The organism is Pseudoalteromonas sp. MMG005, from assembly GCF_018101015.1.
In the GTDB taxonomy this organism is placed as follows: Bacteria; Pseudomonadota; Gammaproteobacteria; order Enterobacterales; family Alteromonadaceae; genus Pseudoalteromonas; species Pseudoalteromonas aurantia.
This window is the reverse complement of record NZ_JAGJEK010000016.1, coordinates 1-19,627: the sequence shown is the minus strand read 5'-3', so window position 1 is coordinate 19,627 and position 19,627 is coordinate 1. Positions and strand designations below refer to the sequence as shown.

General features: G+C 40.7%; 14 protein-coding genes. 8 read left to right on the top strand and 6 right to left on the bottom strand.

Going from position 1 to position 19,627, the window contains the following annotated elements; all coding sequences use genetic code 11:
* The first annotated feature begins 309 nt into the window (after positions 1-309).
* The gene (locus tag J8M01_RS13605; protein ID WP_192505939.1) at positions 310-798 is read left to right on the top strand and encodes a DUF3016 domain-containing protein; all 489 of its coding nucleotides are present in this window, start codon (positions 310-312) and stop codon (positions 796-798) included.
* Positions 799-861: 63 nt separating this feature from the next.
* On the opposite strand, the gene J8M01_RS13600 is transcribed toward J8M01_RS13605, so the two are convergent.
* Both J8M01_RS13600 and J8M01_RS13595 read right to left on the bottom strand, forming a co-directional pair.
* Positions 862-4,029 carry an HD domain-containing phosphohydrolase gene (locus J8M01_RS13600; RefSeq protein WP_211058369.1) on the bottom strand — a complete coding sequence of 1,056 codons (3,168 nt, stop codon included), beginning with the start codon at positions 4,027-4,029 and terminating at the stop codon, positions 862-864.
* 176 nt (positions 4,030-4,205) lie between these two features.
* On the bottom strand, positions 4,206-4,499 hold the full coding sequence (locus tag J8M01_RS13595) for a prephenate dehydrogenase (protein ID WP_192505937.1): 294 nt from the start codon (positions 4,497-4,499) through the stop codon (positions 4,206-4,208).
* Between the two features lie 72 nt (positions 4,500-4,571).
* On the opposite strand from J8M01_RS13595, the gene J8M01_RS13590 reads away from it, so the two are divergent.
* Complete coding sequence (locus tag J8M01_RS13590; protein ID WP_210996781.1) at positions 4,572-4,781, top strand: hypothetical protein; 210 nt, start codon at positions 4,572-4,574, stop codon at positions 4,779-4,781.
* 9 nt (positions 4,782-4,790) lie between these two features.
* On the opposite strand, the gene epmB is transcribed toward J8M01_RS13590, so the two are convergent.
* The gene (epmB, locus tag J8M01_RS13585; protein WP_211058368.1) at positions 4,791-5,804 is read right to left on the bottom strand and encodes an EF-P beta-lysylation protein EpmB; all 1,014 of its coding nucleotides are present in this window, start codon (positions 5,802-5,804) and stop codon (positions 4,791-4,793) included.
* A 41-nt stretch (positions 5,805-5,845) separates the two neighbouring features.
* Here epmB and efp point away from each other — a divergent pair, with 41 nt between their 5' ends.
* Together efp and epmA are read left to right on the top strand one after the other, a co-directional pair.
* Positions 5,846-6,412, top strand: a complete 567-nt coding sequence (gene efp / locus J8M01_RS13580) for an elongation factor P (protein WP_192505934.1) — start codon at positions 5,846-5,848, stop codon at positions 6,410-6,412.
* A 70-nt stretch (positions 6,413-6,482) separates the two neighbouring features.
* Entirely contained in the window at positions 6,483-7,457 is a 975-nt protein-coding gene (gene epmA / locus J8M01_RS13575) for an elongation factor P--(R)-beta-lysine ligase (RefSeq protein ID WP_211058367.1), read from the top strand.
* Positions 7,458-7,471: 14 nt separating this feature from the next.
* Here the strand turns inward: epmA and J8M01_RS13570 are convergent, their stop codons facing one another.
* Genes J8M01_RS13570 through J8M01_RS13560 form a run of 3 tightly spaced genes read right to left on the bottom strand, consistent with a single transcriptional unit; the run spans position 7,472 to position 10,305 of the window.
* Positions 7,472-8,677, bottom strand: coding sequence for a methyl-accepting chemotaxis protein (locus tag J8M01_RS13570; protein WP_247671135.1), 1,206 nt, complete (start codon positions 8,675-8,677; stop codon positions 7,472-7,474).
* A 60-nt stretch (positions 8,678-8,737) separates the two neighbouring features.
* Positions 8,738-9,442: a glycerophosphodiester phosphodiesterase family protein gene (locus J8M01_RS13565; protein WP_211058366.1), complete on the bottom strand. Its 705-nt coding sequence runs from the start codon at positions 9,440-9,442 to the stop codon at positions 8,738-8,740.
* Positions 9,442-10,305, bottom strand: a complete 864-nt coding sequence (locus J8M01_RS13560; protein ID WP_211058365.1) for a DMT family transporter — start codon at positions 10,303-10,305, stop codon at positions 9,442-9,444. Before J8M01_RS13560 ends, J8M01_RS13565 begins: the two co-directional genes overlap by 1 nt.
* Positions 10,306-10,422: 117 nt before the next feature.
* On the opposite strand from J8M01_RS13560, the gene J8M01_RS13555 reads away from it, so the two are divergent.
* From J8M01_RS13555 to J8M01_RS13540, 4 genes are all read left to right on the top strand, one after another.
* A complete protein-coding gene (locus J8M01_RS13555) occupies positions 10,423-11,526 on the top strand; it encodes a sensor histidine kinase (protein WP_211058364.1) in 1,104 nt (367 codons plus the stop codon).
* Positions 11,523-12,125 (top strand): response regulator transcription factor, encoded by a 603-nt coding sequence (locus J8M01_RS13550; protein WP_192505928.1) that lies wholly within the window; start codon positions 11,523-11,525, stop codon positions 12,123-12,125. The genes J8M01_RS13555 and J8M01_RS13550 overlap by 4 nt, the downstream gene beginning before the upstream one ends.
* A gap of 135 nt (positions 12,126-12,260) precedes the next feature.
* Positions 12,261-14,423 (top strand): ATP-binding protein, encoded by a 2,163-nt coding sequence (locus J8M01_RS13545; protein ID WP_211058363.1) that lies wholly within the window; start codon positions 12,261-12,263, stop codon positions 14,421-14,423.
* 245 nt (positions 14,424-14,668) lie between these two features.
* Positions 14,669-19,627: SdrD B-like domain-containing protein (locus J8M01_RS13540; protein ID WP_211058362.1), on the top strand; the 4,959-nt coding region annotated here is incomplete at its 3' end.

The following is a 19,627-nucleotide window of genomic DNA, read 5'->3' as shown; positions in this document are numbered from 1 at the left end:
TAATATTCGCTTAGATTACTAGGCCACATATTAAGCGCCGCGATAAAAGCATGCTCAAAGAGAACAAAAATAGAACAGCAAAGATCTACAGCCCCTAATACAGGCGGCAATTTATTGAAATATTTAAATGTGTGACGTGTGAATACTTTTTAAACTTTACGCTGTCTATTTTATGGTAGGGTAATATTTGCGTTTACACATACGATGAAAATGTAAACGCAAGTAAAGCTAAGTAAAAGCACAAAAAGTTAAGTTTTCGTTCAGTAAAATTTGGGCAAACTGACTGTGTTAGCTTAATAGGAGAAAGAGATGAACAAACTATGTTTAGTGATATTAATGACTTGTTTTCCACTTTTTGTAAGTGCGGGTGAAGTGTCAATAAAGTGGTTAGATTTCAATGACTATAGAGATGTCAGACCGGCAAATGAAACAAAAGGGGCATTCCATAAACGTGTGCAAAGGCAACTAGATAAGCATGTAAATAAGCTCGTCACGCGCTTACCGCAAGGGTATAAATTAAATATGACATTTGAAGATATCGACCTTGCAGGCGATGTACGTTTTAACATGCATGATATCCGGGTTATAAAGTCGATTCATTTTCCTCGTATGAAGTTAACTTACAAGTTAACCAATAAAGCGGGTGAGGTGCTTACTCAAGCTGAATCCAAAGTGATTAAAGATATGGGTTTTATGGACAGAGTTCGTATTGGTCGAGACGAAGTATTGTACTTTGATAAACGATTAATAACAGAATGGTTTAAAGAGGATATTGAATCATATATCCAACAATCCTGATATGTACACGTGTTTTTTGAAAGTGATAGAGCTGAGTCTCTATCACTTTTGCATTTTGTGGGGCTAATTGAAGCGAGCGCTTTTTTGGTCGTGCTCGTTAATCGTCAGTAGTGCATTAATGTCGACATCGTCAATTTGTTCTGGCGGTAAGAATTGACGTGCGTAATCTAGATACACGCCACTGGTAATAAACAACTCAAATACATCAATATCAATATGTCGCTGGATAGCCATGGTATGCAGTATTTTCAGTGCCACGCTTAGAGGCTTGGCTTTTTTGTATGGTCTATCCGCCGCTGTTAGTGCTTCAAAGATGTCAGCTAAGGCTAAGATTCGCTCGGGTATAGAGAGATCCTCTGCGGACAGTTGCCTAGGGTAACCATCGCCTCGCATTGTTTCATGATGCGTTGAAGCGATACGTGGCACATTGGCCAATTCAGGAGGAAACGGTACGCTATCGAGTATTTTTATGGTGCTTATAATATGTTCATTGATTTTAAACCTATCTTCAGCAGTTAGTGTACCCCGAGATATACACAGATTATATATTTCCCCTCTATTGGCCAGGTTATCAGGAACCGACATTTTAATATTAAAATGTTCAGCACACTGATAAGGTTCAAGTCGTTCGACGATATGTATGTTCTTATTTGCTAATAATGACTCTACCGCAGGGAGTTCTGAGGGGGGGGAACGTTGATAGCGAAGCGCTTCTAATGGTGCTAGACCCAGACTATCATCAAAATGACGCACCCAAGTTTGTGCGGCCAATGTGTGTATTTTTGCCTTGTCAGCGTCACACATAAACTCACTGCCAATATTGGCGTTCGCGATAAAAGCGAAGTCGTCAAATAGCTGTTGTTGTGTTTGTGCTTTTTGGTGTGCATAGTTAATGGAATGTTCAGGGTCTTTTGCTGATAAGGTAAGGTATTTTATTTCTGCATCGCGATATAGCACCTCAAAGCGCATTCTAATTTCATGAATACGATTATAAATACATTCAAGTTTTGATCCTTTATCTACGATATGCTCAGGCGTGGTTATTTTTCCACAGTCATGTAGCCAAGCTGCAGTTTTAAATTCTCTCCATTGTTGCGCATTATTAAAAGAGAAGTGCTTAAAGGGTTTAGCATGGCTATCACACGCAGCTTGGGCCAACATTTCACCTAATTCAGGCACTCGTTTACAATGTCCAGCGGTATATCGTGATTTTTCGTCAATAGCTTGCGCTATCAACTTAATGATAGAATCAATTAAATTACGCTGCGCGTATTCATGACGTTTGAGTTCATCAGCCATACGCTTCATTGCCAATGAGAGTCTCGTTACTTCGATGACTTTACTGGGGATCACTTTAACCTGAGAATAGTCATGAGCTCGAATAAAGTGAGTCATTTCAAGTAACTCAGTAATGGGTTTAACAATGGGCGATGCACACAACCAAGTCAGTGGTAATAACATAGTAACAACGAGCAGAGTAATGAGGCTGCTGGTGGTGACACTATGATAGACTGGTGCAAATAAAGTTTGTTGATCGATAACAAAAACAATCAATTGCTCTGATGACATCGCACTTTTAAGCATATCAACATAGATTAATTTCTTCTTACCTTGATGGATAAAGTGGTGCAATGCGCCAAATTGCGTGCTTTGCATCGTATTGATATAAGATAAGTAAGGTACAATTCGACCAATTTCATGACTATTCGCTTCTTCATTAAGCCACTTTTCATCGAGTCGAGCTAAATAGTCAGGACTGAGATGAGCAATCGCTAAATTAATGAGTGGCATCAATTCTGCTTTGTTGTGTGAAAGTAGTAAGTGAATGGAAGATTTCACATTTGCCTGAGCAAATGAAAATGCATTACTGACCTTGAGGCCGCTAAGCGCATATTCATTGAGTAAGTTACGTACGATTATATCACTTTCAATACCGACATCCGCTTGACCATTTAGCACTGCGTTAACTACATCGATGGTCGTGTTAACTTCAAGTATCTCTATGGTAGGGTAAGCATCTTTAATCGGTTGAATAACAGACCAACCTTCAGCAACTGCCAATGTTTTACCGCCTAGCTGTGCAATAGAAGTAATATCCATAGCGTTGTTGGGCCAAATTAAAGCAAATTTTAGATTACCATAAGGGTTACTCACTATACCGAGTTGCTGATTTTCTGGATTATCAAAAGTGGCGTTTAAAGCGTGGATATTGCCTTGTTTAAAGCGATGAATGAATTCAGGCCAGCTATAACCGTTGATAAATTTAACATCTAGCTGCAGTAATGCAGCAACTTGTCTCATAACTTCTACCGCATAGCCGTTTGGTTCGCCCGTAACGGCATAATCAACTGGGAACCAATCCGTTTCATTAGAGAGGGTTAATGGCGAATGGCGTGCGATAATCTCTTTTTGCTGGTGAGTGAGTTGCATCGGGGGCATGGGCGTCATTTGCGCTTTATTATTTAATCGATTAGTGGCGATGATGTCCCCTTGTGGTTTTATCAAATAGGCTTCACCAGCAAACCCTTTGACTTGGCGCTCTAAGCTACCAGCTAAAGCATGAAGAGGAATATCAAGGCCAATAACACCGTTTTGGTTGAGCAACTTTCTAAAGTAAGTAACACCAGGTATTTGGGTATATTGAAACAAATAAGGCGTGCTTCGCTGACTTACGTTTTTAGCATTAATATACCAAGGGCGTTTAGTGGGGTTATAGTTTGTTGGCTCAATACGTGTTGAGCTCAATTCGAATTCGGAATTAAAAAATGACAGTTTACGCTGATTTGGACTACGTAGCCCATCAATGTGCATGATCACCCAGGCATCGTTTTCTAAGGCCCGATAACTTTGTTTTAGGGTTTTATTTTTGAGATTAATGACCTCGAAAAAGCTTCCACTGTCGTTTGCAAAGTAGATACCCTCTACTGCAGGGTTAGTAGCGATGAGTTCTGCGAGAAGGCGTAATTTTTGTGAGTCATTTAGCCGTTCTATATTGGGTGTGAGTGCCAACATATCAACCATTCTACTTGCCGCTAAATCATTTTGATGAATTGTTTGCTTTGCGCTCGTGGCAAATAGATCAAACTGCTGAACGGTTTGCTGCTCTAACTGGGCAATACTGTTGTAGTACTGAAGTGTAACTGTGAGGGCGGCAACAATGCTACAGACCACGGCAAATAATGTGACGACCGTGATCCGTACAGAGAAGCGCCAATGCTTACGACGTTGCATAGTCCTTCCGTGAAAATATAAATTGATATACCTCACATAGCGTAGATGGATATTTAATGATTACCAATAAACACTTGAAGTTGTTAACGGAATCTTTTGAGCAAGGTTTTGCGTAACTGGGAAGGAAGATGAAAAAGGCCTAGCGGCCTTTTACGGTATTAAGCGACTAACAATGATTATTTAAACGTAGCAAGCAGCTTTAATAAGTTCTGTAATTTAGTGACCGCAAGGGTGAGCTTGTGTTGATCAAGTTCTTCGTGATGACTTAATGCTTCAACATCGGCGGCAACATCTAACACATAAGGCTTAAATCGCTTCGCTTCAAAAGTAAAGCCGGCTTCTTCAGTGAATAAAGCTTTAAATTTACCGTGACCTTGCTGCTGCAACTCATCTAATTTTTTGTCTGCATCAAGTGCTTGACGATAAACCACTTTTAAATTTTCATTGAGTTTTTCAATAACAGCGTGCATATTTTTCCTAAAGTTGTTGCTTAAACGGCCGATAGTCTACGTGGATTCACTTAAAAAGTCAGGTATATGCCAATGAATATTTCTGGAAATAACCTTCCTGCGATGTCTGGAGCAGGCCCTAGTGGCGAAGTTTACAGCGCTTCTATGGCCAAAAAGCAACAGCAAGCAGATGGTAAAGCTGCCCTTGCTTTGATTGAAGCCGCAGGGTCAAGTGCTAGCGCACAAAGCCCCGCAAAATCAACCACAGCAACGTTAGGTAATAACATTAATACATATGTGTAAACGATGAAGTTACTGTAGCTGTAAATCAATCGGTGTCTTACTTGTTTTGCCACCGATTTCTCTCACAAGCTTAGGCATTAGAAATCCGGGTAATTCTTCAAGCATACTCGCCATTATCTCTCGCGCATGGGCTTGTTCAATATCAAAATGGCTGGCACCTTCAACTTTATCTAATACATGTAGATAGTACGGTAAAATATGCGCTTCAAATAATCGTTCACTTAATGCGACTTGTATCTCACTTGAGTCATTTATACCTTTTAGTAATACAGCTTGGTTTAATAAAGTGACGTTTGCGGCTTTGAGCATTGTCATCGCGTCGATAAAGTCATCGTCAATTTCATTCGGGTGATTAATATGGTTAACGAAGATCACTTTTAAGGGGCTAGCAGCGAGGCGTGTACAAAGCTGAGATGTTATTCGACTCGGTATTACCACGGGTAACCGACTGTGAATTCGGATGCGTTTTAATTGGGGAAGTTGTTCCAGCTCATTTAATAGCCAATCAATTGTGTCATCTTTCGCCATAAGCGGATCACCACCACTGAGAATCACTTCATTTATTTCAGGGTGTGCTTTAAGGTAATCAATGCAGTCGAGTAGGGTTCGCTTATTGAGCTGATTCTCTTGGTAAGGGAAATGCCGTCTGAAACAATAGCGACAATTTACAGCGCAACCCGTTTTTAACATCAGTAAAAGACGAGAGCGATACTTGTGCAACAATCCTGGTTGGGCACTTTGTTGCTCCTCTAAAGGATCTTTATTAAAACCAGCCTTGGTTAAAAACTCCTTATGTAGTGGCATCACTTGTAGCAATAGAGGATCACTAGGATCACCATAGCGCATCTTTTTGATAAAGGGTAAAGGAACTCGAACTGGAAATAAGGACCTAGCTTCCAAGTCATTTGCATTAAAATGCGCCTCTAAACCCAGCATTTTTACTAGTGATTTAGGGTTTGTGACCACATTTGCCAATTCTTTTTGCCAGTTGCTCTGCAAATTTACTTCATTTGTTTGTATCATTAGCAAGTTTACTTACTCGAAAAAGACAGTTAGAGGATACGATGGCGAATTATAGCACCAACGAGTTCAAGGGCGGCTTAAAAATTATGTTAGATGGTGAACCATGTGCCATCTTAGAAAATGAAATGGTTAAACCAGGCAAAGGTCAGGCGTTTAACCGTGTTAAGATCCGTAAATTGATCTCTGGTAAGGTATTAGAAAAAACCTTTAAATCTGGTGATTCAGTGGAAGGTGCTGATGTGATGGATACAGAATTAGCTTATCTATATACAGATGGTGAGTTTTGGCACTTCATGAACAACGACACATTTGAGCAAATTGCTGCGGATGAAAAAGCCGTTGGTGAGAATGTAAAGTGGCTCGTAGAAAATGATGTATGTACCATTACATTGTGGAATGGCAGCCCAATTGCAGTCACTCCCCCCAATTTTGTTGAACTAGAAATTACAGAAACAGACCCAGGTCTAAAAGGTGACACTGCCGGAACGGGTGGCAAGCCAGCGACACTTTCTACAGGTGCCGTAGTACGAGTGCCTTTGTTTGTGCAAATTGGTGAAGTCATTAAAGTTGATACGCGTACTAATGAATATCAAGGTCGTGTTAAGTAATACACGATATTAATGATAAAAATCCTAGCTTTGGCTGGGATTTTTTATGCACGTAAATAAAGGAAACACCATGTCTGATAATATGTGGGCCCCGAGTTGTGAAATTCAAACACTGCAGGAACGAGCCAAAATACTCGGAAAAATTCGTGCGTTTTTTAACGTACGATCCGTGATGGAGGTTGAAACGCCAAGCTTGTGTGCTGCCAGCGTAACCGATGTTCATTTGGCGACTTTTACCACGGAGTTTGTTGGGCCGGGAAATAGCACCGGATTACCTCTGTATTTACAAACATCTCCTGAGTTTGCTATGAAACGGTTGCTTGCCGCAGGCAGTGGAGCTATTTATCAAATAGGCAAAGCATTTCGCAATGAGGAGTCGGGTAAACACCATAATCCTGAGTTTACGATGTTGGAGTGGTATCGCCCAGACTTCGACGAGTTTGCTTTGATGGCAGAGATCAATGATCTGATGATACACATTCTTAATTGTCAGCCATGTACGTCGATTTCTTACCAACAAGTGTTTATGGATATTATAGGTATAGACCCATTATCGGTGAACTTAGATGAGTTGAAATCGATTGCAGTAAAGTATGGTTATGCTGATATAGCTGATACCGAAACGAATTTAGATACTTTATTACAGCTACTGTTTTGCATGGAGATAGAGCCCAATATAGGTCAAATAGCTCCTTGCTTTGTGTATCACTTTCCAGCATCGCAAGCTGCGTTGGCGCAGTTATGTACTAAGGATCCTAGGGTCGCCGGGCGTTTTGAACTTTACTATCAGGGAATGGAACTGGCGAATGGTTTTAATGAACTGACGGATGCAACAGAGCAAACGGCCCGTTTTGAACAAGACAATAAATTAAGAAATGAAATGGGGTTAACACCTGTTGATATTGATAAACGCTTTTTGGCAGCATTAACACATGGACTACCGCGATGTTCTGGGGTGGCATTGGGTATTGATAGGTTAGTCATGCTTGCAACGAAGAAAGCATCAATTAAAGAAGTCATCGCATTTGATATAGCGCGTGCTTAGCGCGATATCAAATGCTATACAAAGCGTTCTAATTCATTTTGCGTGGCTTCAGTACGTAATTGTGCTTGTTGGCACTGCGTGACTGCATCATCTATTTGTGCCTTTGATTGTTGGCCTAGCTCAACAATTTTCTGCACGGTTTGATGAGTGCGATTTTGTGTTGCTTCCAGTTGGTGTACCGCACTAACAATGTCTTCTAATTGTGCCTGATTCCGTTCAAATTCACGGCTCATATCAGTAAAGCCTTGAGACGTTTTACTGATCGCTTGCTCAGCTCCCTGAGAGTGGTTGATCAGTTGCTCCGACTCTTGGTTTGTTTCCCCTACTAGAGTATTCATTTGATTGATGAAGTCACTAATTTGCCGAGTCGCTTCATTTACTTTAACTGATAATGTTCTCACTTCGTCGGCAACCACGGCAAACCCTCGTCCAGCTTCGCCGGCACGCGCTGCTTCAATAGCAGCATTTAGGGCTAATAAATTAGTCTGATCTGAAAACTCTTCAACCATTTTTAAAATGCTACGAATGTTCTCACTATTTTCTTTTAACCCTGAGACCGTTGTAGAGAATTTACCGAGTAACGTGGTAATTTGCTTTACTTCACCGACTAGTGCGGCCAGTGAATTTGACGATGTTTTTACGAATTTTAAACTTTCAGTATTCGCCTGATAAACCTGATCTGTATTTCCAACAATACTTTGTAGGCTATGGGTCACCTGATCGCTGGCAGCAATAATAGAGTCACTGTTCTGTATTTGTTGGGCACCAAATTTGGCAGTGTGTTCCATTGAATGTGTGACATCTTGATTACTGCTCGCTGCGGTTTGAGCACTTTCGTATGTAGTGGCAAGTAATTGGCTCAAGTTATGGGTGAAGGTATTGTATTGCTCGCTCAGCTCTCTAAATTCATCATAGGTAAAGTGCGGTAATTTTGCATTGAGGTTACCCTCTTGACGGTTTATTTGTTGAAGTGTGTCTCGCATGGCTCGAACAGGACGAACGATTAAAAACCGCATATAGAATAAGGTGAAAATAAAGCCAGCAACAGCACCAAATGCCATTATCCAAAACCAGTTTAATGCTTGGTCATTATCATTGATTTCATGGTACAACCAAAACAAAGTGAGGATCTGAAAAGAAAAGACGAAACTGAGGTTGCCAAATATCTTGCGAGATAAAGTAAAGAAAAAAGATTGTTCGATTTGATTATATATACTCATATATAGACTCATTTTAGGCTCTTCACTGTGCCATTTTCTTTTATTATAGAACAGTGTGGATTATTTATTCATTGAACGCGCTAAAATCATTTTCGCATAACAAGGATAATTACTGAAAATACCGTCGACACCGAGATGGAGCATATCTTCGATATCTTGTTGCTTATCGACAGTATACACATAGACTTTTAGACCTCTTTGTTTTGCATCGTGAACAAACTCATGATTAATAAAGTTTTTATCAATATGAATACTATAGGCATTTAACTGTTGAGCAAATTGTGCATACTGTAATGGGATTGAAGCTGTCAGTGCTCCAATTTTAACCCAAGGCAGCTGCCGCTTTAACCACAATAATTGATGATGGTCAAAGGAGGATATGAGAAGTTGGGAACGTGTTAATGTGCCATTGCTAATGTTATGCTCAATGCATGATACAAATTTGTTTAGCTCAAAGGTATGTTTGAGTTCTAAATTGATAATTGTTCTGGTGCTTATGGTGCTGAGTACTTGCTGTAAACTTGGGACTGTTTCACCCATACCTGCGTCATATGATTGAATTGTTTCGAGCGAAGTTGTATTAACCTTCCCCTGACCTGAAGTGGTTCTATCTAACCAAGTGTCATGAATAATGGCGTAATTATCTTGGCAACTTTGTACATCTAATTCGATACCATCAACATTGGCTTGTAAAGCAGCCTCAATTGCACATAGAGTATTTTCTGGGTAATTGCCACTGGCACCGCGATGAGCAAAAATATGCATTATACTTTTTTCCTTGTAACAGACCAAGTTTCAAAAAAAGCAGTGCTAACAACAAGTAAGCCACCAATTAAAGTTGCAACACTGGGGGTTTCTAGTAATAGAATAAAGGCCAAAAGCGTTGCATACAAGGGCTGTAAACAAGAAATCAACCCAGCGGTTGTTGCAGACAAATGGCGTAAACTACTAGAAAAAAGAGCGTGCGGTAGTGCCGTAAAGACTACGCCCGCTAATAAAATTAAATATAAGTCGATCTGTTCGAGCTCAACTGGGGGCACACTCACAAAAGCGCATAACATGACGCTGGCGACCAGCGTTTGATATAGCATAGTTTGTGGGCCACCATAATGAGAAAAATAGCGTTTTTGTAGTAAGTTCCGCAGTGAAAATAGTGCGCCTGAACTGACGCCTGTTACGATACCTAATGTAATCTGGTTCCCTAAACTGGCTTCTGGTACTAGCAGGTAAATACCACTTAATACGACAATGGCACACACAATATCTTTTTTCAGAATTTGTTTCTTGGTAAACAGGGGTTCTAAAAAGACGGTGATTACAGGGTAGGTAAAAAAGGCAATAATGCCAATGGTTATTCCCGCCATTTGCATACCTGCAAAATAGGTGAGCCAATGCAGGCCAACAACTACACCCAACAAGGTGGCGACGAGATAATCCTGGTTGTTTTTAAGCTTAATGCGTTTACGTTGTACGATTAATAAGGCTGTGAGGGCTATAAAAGCAACAGCGGTTCGGTATACAGTGATATCGAGTGCGGATAGGTTAATTAATTTTGAAAATAATGCCGTACCACCAAATAAAAGTACTGCTGTGTGCAAATAAAGTAGGGATGTTTGTTCTGGGCGCATAACCAGTCTGTCTATTTTTGTTTAGATTATTACGAACTAGGTGACCATTGTCACTAAACGTTTTATGTTATTTTTGATATGTTACTGACTCTTTGAATCTTAATAAAAAGTTGGGTTATGGAACCTGTCTTCCCTGTAGATAAAATGACACTTGCAGATCCGAGTAAGTTTTTTCGTAATCTTGGTCCGTTGATATTTTCATTGTTTTACTTTTTACCAATAATAGGTCAGTGGAGTGAGATAGGTTGGCAAAATTTACTTGCACAATTGCTTATATATATAGGTTTTGTTGCTCTATATTGTGCAGGTCTACATACACCAGGAACTAAGGTTACGCCCATTATTATACTGATGTTGCTACTGACGAGTTGTGGCACGCTTGTTACATCAGGAACGAGCACTTTGTTTGGTTATATAGCGCCGCTGTGTGGTTTTAATTACCGGCGTCCGTATAATTTCTTGATGTTGGGGGTGCTATTTCTCTTTATTTTTTTCAGTAGTGAGTTTTTAATAACCACTGAGCCATTTTATTTTTGGGCACCTTCGGCTCTCATTGCTGTTGGTTTATTTAGTTTTGGATTAATGGAGCATCGGGAGCGCGTCCATCGACTATTACACCAAAAAAATCAGCAAAAATTAGAGCAATTGGCAGCGATTGCAGAACGGGAAAGGATCGCGCGAGATTTACATGACACGTTAGGCCATTCTTTATCTAGCATTGCACTTAAAGCTGAGTTAGCAAGTAAGTTGTGCCATGCGGGGTTGCAAGAAAAAGCCAGCGATGAATCTCAACAAGTAGCGACTTTGGCGCGTGCGCTACTCAGTGATGTACGAGAAGCGGTATCTGGATTAAAGCAAATTGGTTTATACGCGCAGTTGAATTTGCTAGAGCAGCGTTTGAAAGAGGCACAATTTAACGTGGTTCAGCAAGTGGAGTCGGTAACTATGGGGGCAGAGCAGGAGAGTGCTTTATGTTTTATTGCCAAAGAATTGGTGACAAACATACTGCGCCATAGTAATGCAAGAGAAGTAAATTTAAAATTAACTCAGCAAAACACAGTGCAACTATGCATAAGTGATGATGGTAAAGTTGAATCTTTCACCCACGGGAATGGGCTTTCCGGGTTAATTGAACGAGCACAACAAGCCGGTGCTATTGTGGACATTAATATTGAACAAGGGTTCACCGTGAAGGTAGAGTTTTCAGGAGCTGTGGCATGATTAGAGTGATGGTAGTTGAAGATCAAGCTCTTGTACGCGGAGCGATCAGTGCATTGCTGAGCTTAGATCGTGATATTGAAGTAGTTGCAGAAGCGGCTGATGGGCTCGAAGCTATCAAGCATTTATCTGTTGTGACTCCTGATATTGTATTAACCGATATTGAAATGCCAAATATGACAGGGTTAGAATTACTAGAGTATATTCAAAAAAAGGAAGAGCAGTGTCATACGGTCATTATGACGACCTTTTCTCGTTCTGGCTATATTCGAAGGTCCATGGACAGTGGTGCAAGAGGATTTGTGTTAAAAGAAGCGCCAAGTGAGTATTTAATTAGCACTCTAAAAAAAGTCATATGTGGCCAGAGGGTCATAGATCCTGAATTGGCACTCACCGCTTTGGATGAAAAAGATCCGTTATCAAGTAAAGAAAGAAAAGCATTACGTTTGGCAAGCGAAGGGTATAAAACAGCAGAAATAGCCAATACGTTGTTTTTGAGTGAAGGCACAGTCAGAAACTATTTATCAGACGCGATCGCTAAACTCAATGCAACGAATCGCATTGATGCTGCTCGAATAGCGCAGCAAAAAGGTTGGTTATAGGGAAAGTTGTTGCTAATTTGTACGGTTTGGTTTTGGGAATGTTAATTTAAAAGCGACCTTTTTATTAAAATACCTTTTTATTGGTATGTTTTTTGATAGTATACTCATCCTTAATTCTTAACTATTAAGTGCTAGATGTTAGAACCAAAATTACTTTTACCAGTATTAGCACTCACAACTTCGGTTTGTGGGGTGTTTATGTTATTGAATTGGTTAATTCATCGCACGATTGCAGGCACCAAACAGTGGATGCTATTTGTAACCAGCGTTGCGATAGCTTGCATATTGATTTCTCAACCACAATTAACAGACTTTTGGCGTATTTTTGTTGCTAATCACCTGATATTGCTAGGGTTAGTTTTTTTGACTCTTGGAACTGAACGGTTTTTTCAAATAAAATCAAAATATTGGCCGTGGGTATTATTGTCGTTAATTCACCTCGCTGGATATACTTGGTTCACTTTTATTGATCCAAACTTCATAGTGAGAGTGTGTTTAAATTATTTGGTTTGGGCATTGTCGCTCGGGTTATGTATTCATGCTCTTTTTCAAAGTAAAGTCAGCGAGCTCACGGAAGCAACTATTGCACGGTGGACATTTTTACTAGCATGTATCGGCATGCTAGTTATTTTTACGTTACGTTTATTGATGCTGGATGGATATCAGCCATCAGATAGCTTACAGACCAATAATTTTGGTAATCAGCTCTTTACCATAACAGTGATTGCAATCCCTTTATTACTCTGCTTTTCTCTGAGTTTATTATGTAGTAGTCGACGTGCCGAGCAGGTAGAACAGACAAAACAAGCGGCTGAAAAAGCATCTATGCTAAAAGGTCGCTATTTGACCTTACTTAGCCATGAATTAAGAACACCACTCAATGCGATTGTGGGTCATGCTGAAATGCTTAAAAGCGTACCTAGAGAACCCCTTAAGCACGCCCAGTTATGCGATATTATCACTGGAGCTGCAATGTCATTATCAGATTTGGCTAATCAAGTGCTGTTACAAGCAAAAGGTGAGACCAAACCTCATGAGCTCACGATTGTTGATATTCAACAAGTATCACAAGAAATTATTGATTTATTATCACCTTTAGCGAAAGAAAAGCACTTATCCGTCGCGTTAGATACAAGCGCATTGTCTGTAAAGAGTTATTTAGCAGATAAGGAATCATTGACGCTTATTTTGAAAAATTTACTCTCAAATGCAATTAAGTATACGGTTGAGGGGGGCGTTACTGTCACCGTTAAGTCTGAACAAGTAGGAAGTAACCATCACAGTGTGCAATTCTTTGTGTCAGATACGGGGGTTGGTTTAAACGATGATGATTTAGTTAATATTTTTGAGCCTTTTGTGACGGTGTCGACAGAGCAAACGGTTGCACAAGGGGCTGGGCTAGGTTTGTCCCTATGTAAGCAATTAGTTGAAAATATGAATGGAGAGCTGCGGGTTCGTAGTCAAGTAGGGTGTGGTACCGAGTTCTTTTTTGAATTGTTACTGGAGCGAATTGATCCCACCATTAATATTGGCATAACAGAGCGTTATACTAACCATCAAAATGGTCTGCTGGCTTGTAATATCTTGGTTGTTGAAGACAATCTATTAAATAGAGAAGTGCTTAAACATTATTTAACGGAATTAGGCGCACATTTTGTATTTGCTCATAATTTAGCACAGGCAAGTAAAAAAGTTGTTCAGCAGCCGTTCGATATTATTCTTCTAGATATGCACTTACCAGATGGTCATGGTTTATCCTGGTTTGTTGATGAGTTTAGCTTGATGAATTTATCAGTGTCGCCCACTGTGATTGCACTCACTGGAGATGCTGATGAACAGGCTCAGCAAGCTTATCTTGAACATGGCATTACGTATTGTATTAGTAAGCCCGTATCGCAAAGTACTTTATCTGCTGTGTTAGAACAAGTTTGTACAGCTCAAAGTACTGAAGTGCTGGATAGCGCACTAGTTGATGAAGATGTATTACGTCAATTAAGCACATCGTTGGACGTCAAGTTTTTAAGTACCAAATTACAGTACTTACCAGACACCTTTGATTATGAGTTTGCTCAATTACAAGGCTTGGCGGATATCAAAGCGAACGATATATTGAATGATAAATTAATACACGTAGGGCAAGAGAGCAAAGAGCTTGGCATGATAGCACTTAGTCAAGAGTTAAAGTTGGCCAGTGAGTTACTGCAACGAGGAGAAAAAATTGACTGGCAAGCGTTGCATAGTTTCGCTAAAGAAAGCATTGTTGCGCTTCAGGCAGTACACTCTAAAGTTGTAGCCTAAAAAATACAAACACGTCTTAAGTAGGGCTTTTATTCTAAAGCCTTATTCTTTTCTTACTAATATCCATAAAAACGCAAAATTACACTGGATTACAGTACCTATAATCAATAAAATCTACGCCGTTTTTCGTACTTTAAATTGAAACACACAAATGTGTTCAAAATATGTAGTATCTAGGGGTAGTTAACTTGAAGAGATTGTTTTGTGCATTGTGGTTGATACTTGTCAGCGTTCAGGTATTTGCTGTGGATTTGCAAATATCTACCTTTATTGACCTAGATACTAAGGTACCACGCGGCGCACAAATACGTTATCAAGTTGACTTTGAAAATGTCGAGCAAGATGTCGCTAACAATGTCCAACTGATTTTTCCTATTCCAGTCACCACTTCTTTTGTTTCGAGTGACAACGCTGTCTGTAAGTTTAATGCAGCTCAAAGTCGTCTTGAGTGTAATTGGGTCAGTATTGACGGCACTGATGTGCTTGATAAGCGAAAACGCGTTCAATTTACGATAAAAACCAGTAAAGATACCGCACAAACCATTGCGTCCGAGGTGTCAGTTTCGGCATCGAATGAGGATGCGAGTAAACTACAAAATAACGCAGAAACTCAGAATACCTCTATTGTGGCGGGTACCGACCTACAGATTGTATCGTTACGCTCAGAGCCTCAACAAGTCTATATTAATGAAACCTATACCTATACCCTAAACATTACTAACAATGGCCCAGATGAGGCAACGAATGTTGCCGTAAAGCATGTGCTTCCCAGTTATGCAACTTGGGTTGAAGCGTCGGTGAGCAATAGTAATGGTTGGTCATGTAGCGGCTCACAAACTTTAACCTGTAGCTTAAATAAGCTTGCAGTGAGTGCATCACAATCGTTGGTGATCAAAGCAAAGTTATCTCAGTTGGGCAGTGGTACGGTAACAGCGACATCCAGTGTAAGCAGTGCAACGGCAGAAATTAATAGCGCGGACAATCAAGCCAGTGTAAGCAATCAAGTTAAAGAACATGCAGATGTGGCAGTAGAGCTTAAAGCGTTAAAAAGCAATGGCACACCTTCTTACTGGGGGCCTCTTTCGTTAACGCCAAATGAAGCGCACCAATATCAAATTGTGGCGAAGAATAATGGACCAAACACGGTTGCTTCTGCGCGATTTGTTTTAACACTCGCCGCAGGAATCAGTGATGTGGCAGTGGCACAAGCCAGTGGTTGGAGTTGCTCGGTTAATATGGCTGGGGCGCAACCTAAAATTACATGTGATAAAACGGCGGTTGCCTCAGGAGTGAGCGATACGCTTAAAGTTACCGCCAAAGCACCAAATACCGAGGCAACGTACACAAATAATGCGTTGGTATCGGCGAATCTCACAGATCGCAATCAAGCGAATAATACCGCCAGTGCACAAATCAAAATTGTCAAAAGCACTGCCGCGAAGATGACCTTGACTAAGTCTATTAGCGCAGCAAAATCAGCATATTATGCTCATGACACCCTCACTTTTTTATTAACTGCACGCAATGCTTCAGCACAAACTTTGACGGTAAAAACACTGACTGACGCCTTGCCTGATAGTGTCGATTTTGTCAGTTACTCTTCAACGGCTTTTATGTGTAGTTATCAAGTTGCAGGCAGTCAGGTTGTGTGTACGCCAAACACAGCGCAGTTAGCAGCTAATAATACTATAAGCGCCACAATTGTGGCCAAGGTAAAGGCCTCGGTCTCTAATGCCAATGTTACTAATCGCGCCAATATTGTCTTTGATTCAAACGACAGTAGTAATGAGTCGGTGGCAGCCTCAGCTGTGTTTAAAACGGTTGCTGCACAACCGGCACTGAGCGTCATCAAGTCGAGCAATTTGCAATGGGACAATAAAAATTACATGGGGAAACGCTTTGAATTTAAGATCAAAGTAACGAATTCAGGTGGTGCGAAGGCGGTTGGTGTTGAAGTTTCCGATACATTACTTAATGGTTATAAAGCAGAATCAGTTACCGTTATAAAAAGTAATAATAGCGATAGTTGGACGTGTCCAAAGCAAGGCCCTGATGAGGTGAAGTGTACGGGTGATATCAGTGGTAGTGCAAATGCTGAAGTGGTGATCACTGCTCGTAGCCCTTATGAGAATAAACGACCTCGAAATGTTGCAGTGGTAAAGCATGGCTCATTGGCAACGGATTTAACCGCTACTTACGAAGGTTGGGGCTATGGATCTGTTAACCCTATGCAGCTCTCTGTCACTAAGCATAAATTTGCATCGACGACAAAAAATACCGCTTTGGTTAGTCGAGGTGAGAATATTAGTAGTGAAATCAAAATCTTCAATATGACAGATCATCCAACGCAAGGAACTTTAAAAGTTGTGGATGAGCTAGATAATGGTGAACACTTCGTTGAAACTGGGGATTATGGACCAAATTGGCATTGTAGCCTTCCAAATAAAACGGCCAAAACACCAGTAACTTGCCTATATCAAAAATTTGTTTCCGGCAGTTGGCAGGGGATCCCAGTCAATAGGGTAAATCCACCATCCGTGCTAACCATTACCACTAATGCGAAACAGTTAGGGGATTTAAAGAATACCGCAACCGTGACGGATCACAATGGATTACCGGGTAGTGCTCAGCAGTCAGCAACAATTCGCTCAGCGGTGTCTGCAGATTTAAAAGTCACTAAAACAGCCAATCTGAGTCAATTATCAGCGGTGCAAAATGAGCTAAGTTATCAAATAGTGGTTGAGAATATCAGTGGTGACACCATCACGGGTGATGGGCTCAGTGCGTTATTAATTAAAGATACTTTTGCGGGTACATTTAAAGCAAAAAAAGGCAATGTTGAAACAGGTATTCGCTTTGCAGCGAGCGCAAGTAGCCAGCTTGGCGCAACATTTAGTTGTGCAAGAAGTGATGCTGGTCAGTACCAAGATACCGTAAGCACCATAACTTGTCGGCTAGGTAATAGCCAACAGTTTAAAGTTGGCGACAAGTTAATTTTAACCATGTATGTGAGTCGACCCGTCGTTACCGTCAATGGCAATTTAAACAACCTTGTTGAGGTCAGTTCTTCAACCCATGTCGATACAGATACCAGTAATAATAAAAGCAATGCATCTGTGTCGGTTGTGCCGAAATTTGATGTAGGTATTACACTCGCCTCGTATGCTACAGCTCCTATTTTAAGTGGCGATGAGGCTTTGTTAACCCTCGAAGTGTCGAATATGAGTGCCACGACAGCAACTGACGTGGTGCTAAAGCACACCTTTACGCCGCCATTTGGGAGAACGTTTCAATTTATAAGTAGTGTATTCTCGCGGGCAGGACAAGTGAATATATGTAGCTTTAATGCCAGTAATGTACTGAGTTGCCCGATAGGCACTTTGACTGGAAATGAAGTTCAAACTGTCACGATTAAACTGCGACCAAAAAGTTACCATGACAGAAAAAGCTGGATATTGGCCAGCACATCTAACATTACAGCGGCCAATATTGATAACGATATTAATATAGATAACAACACAAAAGTAACCTCACTGCAGGTCAATGTGCGAAATGCCAACTTAAAAATTGAAAACAATGATGTTACGGATCCTGTGGCATGGTACCCGGTTCCTCGTGCCTTTCCGAGCTCTTTAGATAATGTGTTGGTTTATAAAGTTGATCTTGAATATTTGTTTGATAATACCGGCGATTTATCGGTTGCCAGTGGTGTAGGTTACGATTTTACCATGACACCATCAGGTGCAGATAAACAGCTTCAGTTTTTATGTGATGGGAGTGCAAAAACGGGGTGTACTGCGGCACAAGCACGATGTAATAGTATCAATACAGTGATTTCTTCTGCACACACCATTACCTGTAAAGGACCTGAAAACTCAGGGAATGATTTGGCTGAGTTTGAATTACGCGAAAATAGATATGGCTCTGAGGATAATATTTATACGCGATATCTGTATTTTAAAGTGTTATCGCGGCCAAAAACAACCGGTGAAGTGAGTGCGACCACAGCGCGTATTTTCTCTAATGAAAATGACCCAATCACTGCAAATAATAGTGAGGCTGAGCAAACTTCTATTCGAGTTGCAGTTGATTTATCTTTAATAAAACGGGCCTCACTGAGCAAAGTCGCTGTGGGCAGCGTTTTTAATTACTTTCTCGATGTGGGAAATGCGGGTCCTGGTGATGCCGCAGATAATATCATTTATGATTATTTAAGCCATGACCTTGAATTGGCTGGCACTCCTTCAATTGCTGGTGGACGTTGTGTGACCGACCAAGCGATTAAATCAGGCGAATCGAGCGCGAAAACCCGGGTAAGGTGTACTGTCGATACAATCGCAAAAGGGCAATCTTTAACAGCGACCATCCCCGTTAAACTAATATCAGTGCCTGCCAGTAACACTCTATACAACGATGCATGGATTGAAACCAAAGGGTTTGATGTTAACTCTAGCAATAATCGAGATGACTTAACACTTCCTTTGAGTAAAGGAAATATTTCTGGGCAGGTATTCTTCGACGCAAATAATGATGGCGTATTACAAGCGGCAACAGACTCGGGGATTTCAGGCATCACTATTGAATTAAGTGGTACCGAGAGCGCAGGTAAAAACATTGGCCCGTTGTTAAAAAGTACCGGCACTAGCGGCGAATTTGTTTTTGAAGATTTATCAGCAGGCACTTATCAATTAAAACAGTCTAAGCAAAGTCAATTATCGGGTTATCAAGATGGGTTTGATAGTCGCAATAACAGCATTATATCTGGAAGCAACAACAGTGATGTGATCAGTAATATCACGCTTACTGCAAATCAATCATCGTCTGGAAATTTATTTGCTGAAACGTCACTTGCAGGTGACGCAAGTGTTGAAGGCGTAGTGTTTGTCGATGGCAATCAAAATGGCGTGAAGGAAAGTAAAGATCTGGCGATCACCAACCTTGCTGTCACGCTGAGCGGTAAAGATAAGTTCGGCAACGCTGTTTCATTGAGCACCAACACCGACCGTAATGGTGCATTCAAATTTGGCGCACTGCGCCAACCGGATGCAGACGGGTATGTGGTGACGCGCGCAGACACACCCAGCTATGAAGATGGTCTAGATTACCTTGATGGCATAAAGAATGCTTATGCGGGTAAAAGCGCAGTGAAGATAGCCACAGTAGGCAAACCAAGCAAGGTGATCTTTACTGAACTACCAAATGTG

Bases quoted from the DNA above. Each gene is read 5' to 3' on its own strand.
- J8M01_RS13605 (WP_192505939.1), top strand. From the start codon at position 310: ATGAACAAACTATGTTTAGTGATATTAATGACTTGTTTTCCACTTTTT.
- J8M01_RS13600 (WP_211058369.1), bottom strand. From the start codon at position 4,029: ATGCAACGTCGTAAGCATTGGCGCTTCTCTGTACGGATCACGGTCGTC.
- J8M01_RS13595 (WP_192505937.1), bottom strand. From the start codon at position 4,499: ATGCACGCTGTTATTGAAAAACTCAATGAAAATTTAAAAGTGGTTTAT.
- J8M01_RS13590 (WP_210996781.1), top strand. From the start codon at position 4,572: ATGAATATTTCTGGAAATAACCTTCCTGCGATGTCTGGAGCAGGCCCT.
- epmB (WP_211058368.1), bottom strand. From the start codon at position 5,804: ATGATACAAACAAATGAAGTAAATTTGCAGAGCAACTGGCAAAAAGAA.
- efp (WP_192505934.1), top strand. From the start codon at position 5,846: ATGGCGAATTATAGCACCAACGAGTTCAAGGGCGGCTTAAAAATTATG.
- epmA (WP_211058367.1), top strand. From the start codon at position 6,483: ATGTCTGATAATATGTGGGCCCCGAGTTGTGAAATTCAAACACTGCAG.
- J8M01_RS13570 (WP_247671135.1), bottom strand. From the start codon at position 8,677: ATGAGTATATATAATCAAATCGAACAATCTTTTTTCTTTACTTTATCT.
- J8M01_RS13565 (WP_211058366.1), bottom strand. From the start codon at position 9,442: ATGCATATTTTTGCTCATCGCGGTGCCAGTGGCAATTACCCAGAAAAT.
- J8M01_RS13560 (WP_211058365.1), bottom strand. From the start codon at position 10,305: ATGCGCCCAGAACAAACATCCCTACTTTATTTGCACACAGCAGTACTT.
- J8M01_RS13555 (WP_211058364.1), top strand. From the start codon at position 10,423: ATGGAACCTGTCTTCCCTGTAGATAAAATGACACTTGCAGATCCGAGT.
- J8M01_RS13550 (WP_192505928.1), top strand. From the start codon at position 11,523: ATGATTAGAGTGATGGTAGTTGAAGATCAAGCTCTTGTACGCGGAGCG.
- J8M01_RS13545 (WP_211058363.1), top strand. From the start codon at position 12,261: ATGTTAGAACCAAAATTACTTTTACCAGTATTAGCACTCACAACTTCG.